Annotated in this window: 12 protein-coding genes and 1 pseudogene; 3 read left to right on the forward strand and 10 right to left on the reverse strand. The window is 39.9% G+C overall.

Annotated features, from left to right (window positions below; genetic code table 11):
• Positions 1-6: 6 nt before the first annotated feature.
• On the forward strand, positions 7-138 hold the full coding sequence (locus NZ519_00075; GenBank protein ID MCS7027137.1) for a hypothetical protein: 132 nt from the start codon (positions 7-9) through the stop codon (positions 136-138).
• 24 nt (positions 139-162) lie between these two features.
• On the opposite strand, the gene NZ519_00080 is transcribed toward NZ519_00075, so the two are convergent.
• Together NZ519_00080 and NZ519_00085 are read right to left on the reverse strand one after the other, a co-directional pair.
• On the reverse strand, positions 163-1,143 hold the full coding sequence (locus tag NZ519_00080; GenBank protein MCS7027138.1) for a cation diffusion facilitator family transporter: 981 nt from the start codon (positions 1,141-1,143) through the stop codon (positions 163-165).
• Positions 1,140-1,607: an RNA methyltransferase gene (locus tag NZ519_00085; GenBank protein ID MCS7027139.1), complete on the reverse strand. Its 468-nt coding sequence runs from the start codon at positions 1,605-1,607 to the stop codon at positions 1,140-1,142. The genes NZ519_00080 and NZ519_00085 overlap by 4 nt, the downstream gene beginning before the upstream one ends.
• 53 nt (positions 1,608-1,660) lie before the next feature.
• Here NZ519_00085 and NZ519_00090 point away from each other — a divergent pair, with 53 nt between their 5' ends.
• Positions 1,661-1,987: a hypothetical protein gene (locus tag NZ519_00090; GenBank protein ID MCS7027140.1), complete on the forward strand. Its 327-nt coding sequence runs from the start codon at positions 1,661-1,663 to the stop codon at positions 1,985-1,987.
• A 175-nt stretch (positions 1,988-2,162) separates the two neighbouring features.
• On the opposite strand, the gene NZ519_00095 is transcribed toward NZ519_00090, so the two are convergent.
• The 8 genes and pseudogenes from NZ519_00095 to NZ519_00130 form a co-directional block, all read right to left on the reverse strand.
• Positions 2,163-4,154, reverse strand: a complete 1,992-nt coding sequence (locus NZ519_00095) for a cbb3-type cytochrome c oxidase subunit II (GenBank protein ID MCS7027141.1) — start codon at positions 4,152-4,154, stop codon at positions 2,163-2,165.
• Positions 4,155-4,171: 17 nt separating this feature from the next.
• Entirely contained in the window at positions 4,172-5,695 is a 1,524-nt protein-coding gene (locus NZ519_00100; GenBank protein MCS7027142.1) for a cbb3-type cytochrome c oxidase subunit I, read from the reverse strand.
• 15 nt (positions 5,696-5,710) lie between these two features.
• Positions 5,711-6,595 carry a carboxypeptidase regulatory-like domain-containing protein gene (locus tag NZ519_00105; protein MCS7027143.1) on the reverse strand — a complete coding sequence of 295 codons (885 nt, stop codon included), beginning with the start codon at positions 6,593-6,595 and terminating at the stop codon, positions 5,711-5,713.
• A gap of 152 nt (positions 6,596-6,747) precedes the next feature.
• On the reverse strand, positions 6,748-9,789 hold the full coding sequence (locus NZ519_00110; GenBank protein MCS7027144.1) for a c-type cytochrome: 3,042 nt from the start codon (positions 9,787-9,789) through the stop codon (positions 6,748-6,750).
• A gap of 24 nt (positions 9,790-9,813) precedes the next feature.
• Positions 9,814-10,731, reverse strand: a complete 918-nt coding sequence (locus tag NZ519_00115) for a cytochrome C (GenBank protein MCS7027145.1) — start codon at positions 10,729-10,731, stop codon at positions 9,814-9,816.
• A 356-nt stretch (positions 10,732-11,087) separates the two neighbouring features.
• Positions 11,088-11,921, reverse strand: a pseudogene (locus NZ519_00120) (cytochrome b N-terminal domain-containing protein).
• Positions 11,922-11,966: 45 nt separating this feature from the next.
• Positions 11,967-12,554: a ubiquinol-cytochrome c reductase iron-sulfur subunit gene (locus tag NZ519_00125; GenBank protein MCS7027146.1), complete on the reverse strand. Its 588-nt coding sequence runs from the start codon at positions 12,552-12,554 to the stop codon at positions 11,967-11,969.
• Between the two features lie 19 nt (positions 12,555-12,573).
• On the reverse strand, positions 12,574-12,897 hold the full coding sequence (locus tag NZ519_00130; GenBank protein ID MCS7027147.1) for a 4Fe-4S binding protein: 324 nt from the start codon (positions 12,895-12,897) through the stop codon (positions 12,574-12,576).
• Between the two features lie 450 nt (positions 12,898-13,347).
• Between NZ519_00130 and fbp the strand changes: the two genes are divergently transcribed.
• Entirely contained in the window at positions 13,348-14,346 is a 999-nt protein-coding gene (gene fbp, locus NZ519_00135; protein ID MCS7027148.1) for a class 1 fructose-bisphosphatase, read from the forward strand.
• Positions 14,347-14,384: the final 38 nt, after the last annotated feature.

A 14,384-nucleotide genomic window follows, 5' to 3' on the forward strand; every position in this document is an offset into this window, starting at 1 on the left:
TTTGGCGTGTCCTTGCCCACACAAGCGCAACCGAAGTATGGGCAGGACGGCGTGCTTCGAGCTACGTACGGAATGCCCCGACCCTTGCGCAGCAAGGGGCATACCCAAAAAGAAAACCTAAATCATCAAATTTGTTAAAAACTGTACTTCAATAATTGTTCGCTACGAAATGATATTGACATGATTTTCTTCTTTGGTTAGCGTATGTATATCCCATTCAGGTAAAGCAACCATACTCTCACTACGTATGGGACAGTTAGAAACACTACAAAAACGACAATGAGCATTTACACAAGGGTCAACATGAATAAAAACATCCGTAGAAAATGGCGAGTGTTTGTCTAAAAGTTTTTCTATGTAAGTTTGTTTAGCTTCACTTTGCTCAACCGTCCAATAACGTGGAAAAGTTACATGGCAGTCTATATGAATGTGTGCGCCGTACTGAATAACGCGTAAGTTATGAATGTCTATCCAATATGGTTCTCTGTTTTTTTTGAGCGTATTTACGATGTCTTCAATTATAGCTTTATCTGCGGTATCTAATAGGGGTAAAATGGCTTGCTTGACTACTTTGTATCCTGACCAAAGAATGTAAAAAGCTAATCCAATGGATAAAATACTATCCAAAATATTCCAGTTTGTAACTTGAATGGTAAATAATCCCAAAATTACTGCGGCAGAAGAGTAAGTATCGGAGAGAATATGCTTGGCTTCGGCTATTAAAACTAAACTTCGCTGCTTTTTACCTTGTTTGAGCAAGAGAAAACCTGTAAAAGCATTTACTATGGTGGAGAGTAGCATAAGTCCTATGCCTATTTCTAGTCTTTGCACTTCTGATTGACCTGTGTAGAGCTTGTATCCGCTGCTGATGATTATGCCTATTCCTGCTATAATAATCAATGCGCCTTCTAGTCCTGCGGCAAAAAATTCTATTTTACCATGTCCATAAGGGTGATTAGTGTCTTTGGGGCGAGATGCCCATTGTACGCTAAATAAAGCAAATCCGCTTGCTACAATGTTAATGATACTTTCTAATGCATCTGTGAGAATCATTTGAGAATGTGTATAAAAATATGTGCTTATTTTGAGCACAAACAGCGCAACGGCTAATCCAAAAGAAAGCCAAAGTAGTTTAATTTTCATACTTTCGTTCTTTTCCATTGATTTTTGAGATAACGGTCATACAGAACAATTGTTCCTGCCATAGCTACGTTGTAATTTCCTTTGGGTAGCTGTATAATGGCATGGCAGCGTTCTAATATCTTGGGAGAGATGCCTGAATGTTCAGAACCTAACAGATATACACTTTGAGCAAAATGGTCAAATTCTTCAATAGGCTGGGCTTTTTCGTGCATTTCTACACCTACTAAACGGCAACTATACGGTAAATGTGCGTAAAAATCCTCAAAATCAGTATAGAAAAAACAAGGTACAGACTTGTAGCTTTCAAATACGTCAGAAGTTTGCTTGAAATACTTTCGCCCGATGGTAAAGATAAAATCTACTCCGAATATCATAGCTGACCGCCATAGTGTTCCTACGTTTTCTTTATGTTCAGGATACAATATTCCGATACCTGTAACTTCTTGCTTCCCGAAGGACTTCATTCACACAAAAATAACATTTTAGCGTGAATCATGGTTGAGTTCGTTTTGGCGCTGTGCAAGAGATAATTTTCAGAAGATTGAATTTTAGTTTTTTTGGGCGTGCCCTTGCCCCCACTTCGCTGCGCTTGTGTAGGCAAGGTCGGCGTGCTACGGGCTACGCTGACGCTTCGGTGCTACGCTTCGCTCCGCACTGGGCTAACGCCCACCCTCCGCATGCCTCACGCAAGGAATCTCTGAAACAACCGTTTTTCTGTTTCTTATGCAAAGTTTTAGCTTGTAAGTACTTGTACTTCAAGCTTAAACAAGGTAAAGACATAATTGCACAGGTTATCTGCGTGAGGGGCATGGAGCATGCCCGCAAGGGCAGTACGAAGCGTTAGCGAAGTACCGAAGCGAAGCGCAGTGCGGAATGCCCCGACCCTTGCGTTAGCAAGGGGCACGCCCAAAAAATAAAATCATTTTTTACATTTGACAAAACCCTACACGTCAAAAAAACAGGCTAGCCCGTTGTAAGTAGAAGGCTAGCCTGTCTGAAGTTTAGTTGAAGCAGGCAGATTACTGCTTTTTATTTTGCTCATCCTTTGGAGGTTCTGGTTCTTTGGGCTTCACAGCATCCTTTTTACCTTTGCTTTTTAAGAACTCTTCTCTGCGTTTCTTTTCCATTTCTCTATCTCTTACATAGAGTTTATATAGGCGCTCTCTTTCATTAAAGTTAGTGTAATCAGGGTTAATTCCTAACATGCCATCATAATTATAGTGCAAGGTATGCGCAGAGTTCTTTTCAGCAAGGGATTGAATGTAGTGTATTAAATACCATTTGTATTGCTGTGCGCGAGTAAGTCTCTCATATTCAGGTAAAGAGTCAAATTGTTTTTTAGTAGGGAGTTTTTCTAAGAATCCTTTGACCAGCTCTACATCCTCTTTGGTAAACATTGCTTTACCTTGATTATTTACTGCCGATGCGATAGAGTTGAGGAATTCATCGGATAGGATGCTTTTTGTAATTACCATGAAGTTAGCATCGGCATAAACAGGCATGGGACCTCCTGCAATACCTGCGGTCAAGTGTCTGTATAATGACCATGAGTCTCCTCCACCTTTGAATATACCGTTGTTATAGTTGGCAATTTTGAGTTTACCTCCCCAAGCATCTAAGCTGGCGTGGAAGTTATATTGGTCAGCAGCGGGGCCATCTGCGTGTCCATCACCGCCATGACATTGCCAGCATTGCTGAATAATATACACTGCTCTTCCCATTTTTTCTGTTTCGCGTGTGCGAGGAGGTTCGTTATCAGGGATACTTACTTTTTTACCAGGTTTTTCTTTGGCATAGCGAGGTGAGAAAGTTTTAATGTAATCAATTACGTACCATTTGTCTACATCGCTCATTTTGTAGCCCACAGTGTGGTCATGCCAAGAGGGCATAGAGGAACCTGCTAAGCCTTTGACCAAAGTACGATAGATGTCCCAGTCCAGAGGTAGAGAAGAAGCATCGGTAGAACGGAACTTGTAAATACCTTGCTCAAAGTAGCGGGGTTTGGGTTTTAAGAATGGGTCTGCGGGTCCATTGAAATAGATCATGTACTCTCCTTTGCTTTTGTTTTTCTTCATTTGAATTGTATCCCACCATTCTTTTGGGCGAGGTAGCATTCCACGATACTTAAAGTAAATGTTCTCTACATTAGGAACTAGTAGGACTTGTTTGAGCCAAGAGAAGTCGAACTTTTGAATATTGACCTCTAATTGTTTTAACTTGGTTTCGCTGACGTACATGTCTAAATCGCGTAGGTAATAAAGTGCGTCAAGCTTGCGATTTTTGTTTTGAGGGTCAGGTTCTACATCAGCCACTTTGTCCGCAATAACCATTCTACCATGGCATCCTGAGCATTTCTTTTCATATATCTCTTTGCCTTTCGCAATTCTGACACTCATGGGTTCTGATGTGATTGCAGTGGGAGTAGGAATTTCAGTACCTGTTGGAACATTGTAATTTCTCCACTCACCGATATCTTTACCGAGTCTTTGCATGTAAGCCAAGAGAGCTGCGCCATCTGCGTTCATTTTAGGTACGCGTTCTCCATCTGCATTGAGTTCTGTACCTTCAAATAACCAAGTGAAAGAAGGCATCAAGCTTTGAGGTACGGTATAGCGAGGGTTATAAAAATGAGCAATGTGCCAATCATCTGTTCTTTTACCTCCTTCACGGCTTAAATCTGGACCTATGCGGCGTGTTCCAAAGGTATGAGGTCTGTCAAATGCGTATTCACCTTCTTGGGATACAGGACCGTAGTATGCATTTTCATTGATAGTAGGTCTAACGAATTGCGAATGGCAATACCAGCATCCTTCACGTAAGTATACTTTGCGCCCCCTTGCTTCTAATTCAGTATAGGGGTGAGCATAGACTTTTTCTCCTTTGTAGTTGATGAGTTCATCTGTTTGCGTACCTTTGAGTAACATTGGTAACACAAGCTGAATGGCTACAGCAAGGAAGAAAAAACCTATGCCTGCTACTAATGCAATGGTCTTGAATCTTTCCAGTAACATACTTGCCTATTCCTACCTTACTTTTGGACAGTTATAGTTTCTTTCAATGCTAGTAATTCCTCTATTTCTTTTGTACGTTGTTTAGGTTCAATGAAATCGTCAGTAGCATTAGGTACTTTCTGACCTTTTACTACAGTAAGTATAATGTTAATAGCGTATAGAATTTGGCTAACATCAGATAACCAGCCAAAGAAGGTTCTCATTTCCCAATAAGGTATCATGGCAGCCATTGAGTCTACAAAGTCTATTCCTGATGCCCACATTTGACCTTGTAGAGGACCTTGGAAAGTAAGTACAGCTAACATTCCTGTTAGTCCGATAACGGTTAGCCACCAGTGCCAATCCGCAAGTGCTTTACTGTATAATCGCCTACCCGTAACTCGGGGAATGACATAGTACCCTCCTGCTGAAATAAAGAGAATAAATGCTCCGTAAGTAGCCATGTGTGCATGTCCTACTACAAAGTCTGTAAAGTGTGTAAGGTCTTGTACTGCGCGGAATGATTCTAATGAGCCTTGTAGAGAGCCTAAGAAATACCAAAATGCTCCCAATAGCAAAAAGCGTACGCCGTGATTTTGATTAAAGCGTTTCCAATTGCCTGTCATAGTACCGTAGAAGTTTTGAGTTACAGTAAGTACAGGTACCATCAATAGCCATGAAGTGGCAATAGCGATATCTTGGACCCACTTAGGTAGTGGCGAGTATAAATAATGATGGGCACCTACAAAAGGATAGACTAGCGCAATTGTCCAAAAACCTATTAAGGAGAGTTTATGGCTGTATAGGGGTCTTTGTGCTGCTAATGGTAAAAAGTAATAAATGATAGCTAATCCGCCAGGGGTTATGAGTAGCCCTACTGTGTAGTGCAAATATGCGCCGTGTAAATTCATATTGTCTACACCCCAAGTGAAGTTTGGTATGATGACGTATCCAAGAATGAGGTTCATGCTTGCCCATATTACACACACAGTAAGATACCACAAGGATACATACATTTTTTCTTCTTTACGAGTAAGAATAGTAGTCAAAACGGTAGCTGCGAACATTGCAAAAGCTATAAACAAGGGTATAGATGCATAGGGTCCTAAATCTGCTACTTCAATTCCTGGGTTATCTCCTATCATTACCGAAATAAATCCCACTATCAAAGACAAATTCCATAGTGTAAAAATCGCCCATCCCATTTTAGGTCCGAACGCCATGCGCCTGCCTGTGAGCTTGGGAATCATATAGTATGAAAGTCCCATTAGGAAAGTGCCAAACCCAGCTAGTGCCATACCTGAGGTATGAACAGCACGGAATCTGCCGAAGTGTGTCCACATAGAATGTCCAAACCAGGGCGCATGAAACTTCATAGCCAGGAACCAGCCTGCGGCCTGTACAAAGCCTAGCCAAACTGCAGCGGTTATAATGAATGCAATTACAACAGGTGTATCAATTAGCTTCACTTTGGGCATATCCGCAAATAGAGCGGATAGTGAACCTGTGGAAGCTTTTTGTTCTTTTGTATCTGCTTTTATGAAAGCTTTTATTGTACTCATAGTCAAAAAGAATTGTTACCTACCTATAATTTCAAAATTTAGTTCTGTTTTTGCACCAGGTTTAATTTCTACCTCTTTCTCTACCACATAAGGGGGCTCAAATGTATAGGAATAATCTCCGTTATCTTTTTTCTCCTTGTTTGCTATTTTATATCCTTCATGCCAAGCGCGAACTTTGTACTTTCCAGGGGGAATATCTTTAATTTCAAAATTACCATTGTTGTCGGTCAAAGCATTATAAGGATGATTTACAGCAATAAAATACGCGTTCATCCAAGTATGACCTGCATCACAGACCATAGGGAAGACACCTGCCTGAGTAATTTCTTTGACAATTTCTTGATCTTTAAGAGGCATAGCTTCATTGAATAGATTATTGGATTTACCTTCATCAGTGTAGGCGTGTACATTGTGCAGAATAGGGTCACTGTTTCTGAGCTTAGCTTTTGCTCCTACTGCAACTAGCTGAATATGTGGTGTATAGAAGCATCCTTTTTGATCTAGTAGTACGTCTTTTTTCTCCAAAGCTTTACCTTTGGTAATGTTGACGATAGAGATCCACGTATTAGCTAGTCCCCCTCCTGGACCTACAATAATGCGATCAGACTTTAGTCTTCCACCTTTTACGCCACATTTATCTGCATCTTTAACTACTACGAAGTCTTCTACGGTTGGATTACCTTTGAAGGTAACTTTGCCTGCTAAAGTTCCTCCGTTCTTAACTTCTTCTACGGTATATTCGCCTGATACAATTTCAGTGGAGCTACTTGAAGCACTAGCTGCATTTTCTGCTCCACCCTTTTTCTCACCACTACTCTCTAATGCAGTTCTCAATGAGTCTGCATTACCTGTAACTAGTGGCTCGCGTACTGCCTTGCTCTTGCAAGCCACTAAGCCCACCAAACTAACTGCAATTGCGAAATGAATGATTCTTTTCATGATACTGTATTAATAATAGGTAAAAATATTTTTTTTGCTTCATATTTTTGTTTCACTGGGTAGGTAGAAGCAGTACCCTACCCAGTGCTTTCTACTATCAGTTTAGAATGTGGTTACTTATGTTTATTTTGAGTTTTTTTAGGTTGTGTTTTTTTCTTATCTTCTTGTTGCGCCAGGTTAGAGTTCATGTAGAACAGATAGTCTCTGATAGCTTCGCCTTGGTACCTTGCCATAGCTTTGGCGTCCATACCTAGTTTTGCCAAGTTGCTATCAGGTACTGCTGTCATAGTGTAGCCTTCTCCGAAGTAGTTGGGCATATTAACGCCTGGCATTAGGCTGGCAGGCCAACCAATCCATTCGTATACATACTGTGGTTTTAAGCGTTCATAGACCATACCTAAGTTAGGTGCGAGTTTTCCTGCTTTAGTTTGTTCCTCCATTGAAGGGCCGCTGATATAATGACAACTCACACATTGGAATTTTTCAAATAGTGCCTTGCCCATTGCTATTTTTTCAGGAGTAGTCGGAATATTTTTGTAGTTTTCAATATTTACGTGTTTTTTCTTAATAGCCAAGAAATAGCGTATGGCGTAGCCCCATTCCTCATCTGAATGTTGGAAAGAGGGCATGCGTACTTTTAACCATGGCCTAATTCCGTAGCCGTCAAGCTTTGGATTATTAAAGAATTTAAGCAGCCAGTCTTCTTGTGTTTTGATACCTTGATGAGTTAGTAAAGGTGGTCGGTTGGTAGGTTCAGGAATTTGTTGATGAATGTACGCACCCTTGTAATCCTCGATTTGGTGGCAGCCAATACAGTTGTTGTCCCTAACAAAGTATTGTCCTGCATCATAGTTTGCATTGATTTCTGTGTATTGAGGTTGATACTGTGTGCTGATCTTACGATTTGTCCAACCTTTAATAGCTACGGCAATTGCTTCTACTTCGGTTTCATTTAATCCAAAGTTGGGCATCATGAGAGGAATACGATTAGTAGAGTATTGGCGTGGATCGCGTATCTTTCCTTTAATCCAACCTTCCCAAGTGTGTCCAATGTTGTATTTATCTCCGCGTATTGTGTTACCGAAGTCAAATTCATGTGTGGTCTTGTCTGCTTCTTCGGTTAAAGACACGCTAACGTTGCTTAGTTTGTTAATGTCTTCGCGGATATTGTGGCATCCGTAGCATCCGAGCATTTTGACCATTTTTTCTCCATTCGCAATGTTGTTAGCGTCTTTGAGTGAAGCCATATCTATGGGTTTGAATTTATGTTTTTCGGATTTTTTGAGAGTCATTAGGTATGCGGTAATATCAGCTGCTTCTTGCTCTGTAAGCCTCATGCTAGGCATTTTGGTTTCAGAATAGTAGTGCTTAGGATTGATTAGCCAATCAAATAGCCAATCAGGATTTACTTTTGAACCTACTTTGTTTAGATTAGGACCGAACCCTGGACCTTCTCGTAAAGCAGGAGTTTTAGAGATAGACGCCCAATCTATTTTGTCTACACTATGGCACCCTGTACAGCCAATTTGTAGAGTTAGTGTTTTTCCATTTACAGGATCACCGTTACCTGGATATTTTAGAGGTTTGTATGTAGTATCTTTTTCTGTTAGGCTATTGAGAAATGCAGTTATATTACGAGCATCAATTTCTTCAAGGTAGAAGTTAGGCATTCTGGTATGAGGATAGAAGTCTTTGGGGTTGAGTAGCCAATTATATACAAACTCGGGGTTATCTTTTTTCATCACGTAAGCTAAGTTGGGTCCTACCTTGCGGACAGGATATTTTTCTTGATTAGGGACTGCATGGCATCCATTACATCCGAGATCGAACACTAACTTTTTACCTAACGAAACTGTTTCAGCCATTGGCAGATTGATGGCTGTACTATGGCAGCTTTGGCAGCTGGCTTCTACAAACTTACCTTGTAGAAGGGGTCTTTCCCAATAGTGGTCGTAGTCAGGTTCACCGTGTCTTGAATGGGCATGTGAGGCTTTGAGGGCTCTCCCTTGTCCTGCATGGCAGCTAATACAGCCCATTTTTTCAATATTGTGAACTCTCATGATTTCAGGACTGTGGTATTGTAACGGATCCTTGCGAATGGCCAGCCTATTTCCTGATACTTTTACTTTACCTTTATAGTGTTTCGCTACCTCTTCAAGAATTTTCTTTTGCTCTTCGGGTTTTTTGGCTTCATATTCATCTGCACTAACAGGGGCATGGAATTTCCAGTGCATTTCTGCAAACTCTTCGTAAGATACTTCTTTGAATTGACCCTTGTAGTACTTTTCACTAAATAATGAGTCATTCCATGCAGCATGACAGCTTTGGCATCTGTCAACTTCCATGTTATACTCCCCAAAATTGTTAGTGCCGTAGTTTCTCATTATTACTTGCTGAACTTTAATTCTTTTTTCATTGTAAGCTTTTTTCGCTGCTTCTAATGCAACTAGCTTTCCTTTAAGTGCTTCAATTTTGGCTTCTAGATCGTTGATAATTTTTTCATATTTATCTAATTCTACTTTTTTCTCATCACGTTTTCGGCGAGTTTCTTCTACTTGTTTAATTTTGCCTTCAATTTGTACTTTGTAGTTGTCCAGCTTTGCTTTGAGTTTGTTTGCAGTGCTATAATCGTTCTTTTTAAGTGCTTCTGTATATGCGTAATAGTCTTGTGAGTCGTATGCTTTGATATCTGCTAATTCTCTATTGAATTCACGAAGTTGAGTAGCCAACTTGTAATATTCTTCCGATAACTTAACATAAGCAGGGTATTTTCGCAAAGAGTCTTTCGCACGTGCTTTGGCAGCTTCTAATTCAGCCAGGCGTTTGCGAAATTGTTCACCGTTTTTAGTTTCTATTGCGCTTTGAAGAGAATCTACAATTTTTAATCCTGCTGTTTTGTATTCGTTTATCCATCTTTTCCATGGGCGGCGTTCTCTACCCGAAAACTCATTAAAAGCTGCATAAACCGTAGACAAAAACAACAATCCTGAAAAAATCATGTACACGGTAGCATAATTCCGTGTTTCAACAGGATCTTTAGCAAGCCCGCGAATATTTCGCCAGCTTAGCTCTCTCGCAGCAGTCTTTACATCAACACTAAGTTGAGTAAGACTTTCTCTTATGCTATTTCCTAAATTTTTGAAAAAACTTCTCATCAGTTTTCTTTTCTCTCCTTTCTTTTAGAAATTAATCCATGGGGTTGCAAGCACATACTTCACATTCAAGGTCAATCGCAAAATAATTTTTATAGGCATTGTCATACAGGTAAGCACAAAGAAAGAAACCGTTGCGTAACGTAGAGGTCCAAGCTTTTTAACTATGTCTTTATCTTTTGTTGCACGAGGTAGAATAACTTTCTTCAGTAGTAAATTTCCAAAGAAATAGTAGCCTATGATAGAAAGCGAACCGATAATTATATGTCCTGTGTTGATAGAACCGTCTACATTTTTGGCAGGGAATTTTCCGAATAGTTCTGGCCAATCTCTACTATTGGCAGCTACTACCTTGTGTGCATCCCATTCTTCCCAAGGAAAGAAAAAGTTCCATCCTGGACCTCTAAGTAGTGTTCCTAGTATAATCAAAAATACCCAAAGGATAAGAAAACCAAACATAAAGAAACCTATTGCAAAACGTCGCTCTTTCCATGTATAGTAGCCATTTCCTTTGGGATTGATATCTACATACGGTATAGCCATTAACCCTGCTTGGATTAAGAACGGGAATACAATTCCTGCTAGCCAAGGATCAAAGTATACTAACATTTCTTGTAATCCCAAGAAATACCAAGGTGCTTTTGATGGGTTAGGGGTTCTGCCAGGGTTTGCAGGTTCTTCCAAAGGTGCATCAATACCTACGCTCCATATAGTAAGTATGAGAATAACCACAATAGAAGTGAGAAACTCAATTCTTACTAAGTAAGGCCACACTTGCACACGGTCAGTCATGCTAGCTTCCACAGGGGTACCTAAGCGATCGTTTCGAAGCGCTTTGCGCATTGACTGCCATGTGTAGAAAATCACCAAAGCTAACATACCAATGATTGGTACGTTGTCAGGTAATGAAACTAAATGCCAAAAATTTTTTAATCCTTCTTGCATAGGCTAATTAGTTTTATGATTTTAATGGATGATATAATTACTTTTTAATGATGATTGGTAGAATTGTCATTGGATGTATGCGTATCATTTGTGTGGTGCTTGTCAGAGGAAGATTTGTCCTCACCGCCTTTGATATTTTGCTCTGCGGCTTGATCTATAACATTAACTAAATTTACAAGTTTGTTAGATGTTTTTTGTTTAAGCGTTTCTAAATCTTTTTTAATGACTTCTTTGAAGCTTTGTTCGCCCTCTATTTGCTTGAAGCCTTGTACATACTCGTACTTAGGTAGGTGCTCTACTACAGAGACTTTGAGTTTGCTAGCATCTGTAACAGCCTTATTAAATTCAATCATAGGAGGACCAGAAATACCACCGTCTTTACGAATGCGCCAGAAGTGTACTGCTAATAGCACACCTGTTACCACAGGTAGAAATACTGTATGCAATACGTAGAAGCGTAGTAAAGTGGGAGAGCCTACTTCTGTGCCACCTAAAAGAATGAAACGAACATCTGCGTCAGGCGCTCCACCAAAGCCTACCAGCTGATGAAATTCAGGGGCAAAAGGTCCTGCATGTCCTAAAAAAGGTACTGCGCGAGCCATGTTAGAACCTACGGTAATCGCCCATATTGCTAATTGGTCCCAAGGTAAAAGGTAGCCTGTGAAAGAAAGGGCAAGAGTTAGCACTAATAAGTTCACACCTATTACCCAGTTAAACTCACGGGGAGGTTTATACGAACCTGTCAAAAATACTCTGTACATGTGTAACATTACGCATATTACCATAGAGTGTGCAGCCCAGCGATGCATATTCCGTATGAAAGCACCGAAAGGAACATCGTGCATGAGCTGCTTCATATCATTATATGCATACTCAGATGTTGGGCGATAGTAGAACATGAGTAATATACCAGTTACCGCAGTAACAATAAACAATAGCAATGTAATTCCACCCATACCCCATGTATAGCCAATATCTACAGCATGCCTACTAACACGGGTGGGATGTAGATGCAAAAACACATTATTGACGATCTGCAAAGCGCGGTTGCGCTTGTTATCTTTATAGTCATGGCGGAATATAGAGGTATAAACTTGGCTTTCATAGAACTGCTGCAGCAGGTCTTTTTTACCTCCGCTATCCGCTTTTACTACTGGTCTTTTATTCGGTACTTTTATGATATCTGACATAGTTATATTATGTTTTAAGGTTACCTACAATACATGTTTGAAAATTTATCCTTTGTATGGTAGAAATGCTCCAGGCTGATCCCACTGCCCTTTCTCACCTAAAAAGACTACTGCTTTGTTAATAAGGATTTGTCCATCAGTATCAAGTGTAATTTTATAGCGCTCTAATGGGCGTGGTGCGGGACCTTCAAAATTTACCGCAATTTCTTTCGGATCAGCCATAATTCCATAGAAACCGCTACCGTGGCATGGGCACTTGAACTTGTTCTCCGCAGGTAGCCATCTGGGCGTGCACCCTAAATGGGTACACACAGTACTTTGTGCAATAAATCCCTCTTTTGTGCGAATAATCCATACTTTTTGAGTGGGCTTGAATCTCTCGTCTACTGTGCCTGGTGTGTATTCATTTGGAAAGCCTGCTTTGAAAGACTTAGATGGCTCATAAATTACGCGGTTGAATAAACCCCTTACAGAACCAAAAACAAATAAACCAAAGTAAGCAAAGAAAGAGCCCCATGCAATTTTGCTCAAAAAGCTCCTTCGGTTACCAAAGTATAGATGTCTGTCTTCTTCTACTGCTTTTGTTACAGCAGTATTTTCTGCTTTTGTTACTTCTTTTGTATTTTCTGCCATGTTTGTATTTCCTTTTAATTTATTCTCCACTTAAATTACCTGCTGTTAGTAAAACCCCCCTTGCTGCAATTTCGTCATCTTCTAATATCGCTTCTTCGGGAATTAACTCTCTGTTAAACATTTGAATTACATCCCATGGACAAGGCTTAGCACACCATGCGCAACCTGTACATTGCAGCAAATCTACTTGGCAAATAGATGATACCGTCGGATCATCCGCATAAGGATTCGGTACCTTGATGATAGCATCAAATTCACAGAATTCCATACAGACCATACAGCCTGTGCATCCCGTAGCATCTATAACTGCTACTCTTTTAGATAATCTTTCTACTTTGCTCATAAGTCAATACTTTTAAGTTTAAACATACGTAATAGTTCTTTTTTTCTACTTTTCCTCTTGTCCTGCAAATTACTACATCCTTTCCCATATATCAAAACTTTTTACAATCCTTATAACACTTTTACTCATCGTGAGTTTCCAATTTTCAATAAAAATTGAAAATTGATACAGGTGCGAAAATACAAAAAAAATCAAATGTGTCAAATAATAATTTAACTTTTTTACATTAAGTTTGGCTTTGGACAACATGAAGACAAATTTTTAATTTTTTGGGGCGTGCCCTTGCCCACACTTCGCTTGCGCTTGTGTGGGCAAGGGCGGCGTGCTACGGGCTACGTGCGGAATGCCCCGACCCTTGCGTCAGCAAGGGGCACGCCCAAAAAATAAAAATTCATGCACAAGAAATATACATTTTTCATGTATGTTTTTCTATTTTTTATTTTTGCACCCATGGTCATCACGTTGGAACAGTTTATTATTGAGCGCCAAAAAGAAATTCCCGACAGTACAGGTGTGTTCTCTCAAATTTTAAGAGACATTGGTCTAGCTGCCAAAATTGTGAGCAGAGAAGTCAACAAAGCAGGATTAGTAGATATTTTAGGAATTACAGGTACAACTAACGTACAAGGGGAAGAAGTAAAAAAGTTAGATGTATATGCGAACAATACGTTTATTAAAGCTCTTAAAAAAGGAGGTGCAGTATGTGCAATTGCATCCGAAGAGCAGGAAGAAATTATTTCCATAGATGGACCAAATGCTAAATACGCTATCACACTTGACCCTTTGGATGGCTCATCTAATATTGACGTGAATGTGTCCATAGGAACAATATTTTCCATTTACAGGCGTGTTTCAGAAATGGGACCTGGTACAGAAGAGGACTGCTTACAAGTAGGTTCAAAACAAGTTGCTGCAGGCTATGTGATATATGGTTCAAGCACAATGCTGGTCTATACCACAGGCAACGGCGTAAATGGATTTACCTTAGATCCTTCTATTGGTGAGTTTTGTTTATCTCATCCTAACCTTAAAATTCCCAAGCGCGGCAAAATTTATTCTATCAATGAGGGCAATATCAAAGAGTACAGCATCGGAGTTCAGAAATATATTGACTATCTACATGATACAGACAAAGCTACCTCTCGCCCTTATTCTGCGCGATATATAGGTTCTATGGTAGCAGATTTTCATAGAAACTTGCTTCAAGGCGGGATTTTTATCTATCCTGCAAGCAAAAAGTCCCCAAATGGTAAATTAAGACTACTTTACGAAGCTAATCCAATGGCTTTTATCCTTGAACAAGCAGGAGGTAGAGCAAGCAACGGCTTTGAACCTATCCTACAAATACAGCCAAAAGAATTGCATCAGAGAGTACCTTTATTTATGGGAAGTGAAGAAGACGTAATAATGGCAGAAAAATTTATGCAAGAATATGGGCATGGCTTTTGAAAATTAGTATTACATTTTGTTGTGAGTTTTTTACAAGT

The organism is Bacteroidia bacterium (assembly GCA_025056095.1).
In the GTDB taxonomy this organism is placed as follows: Bacteria; Bacteroidota; Bacteroidia; order JANWVE01; family JANWVE01; genus JANWVE01.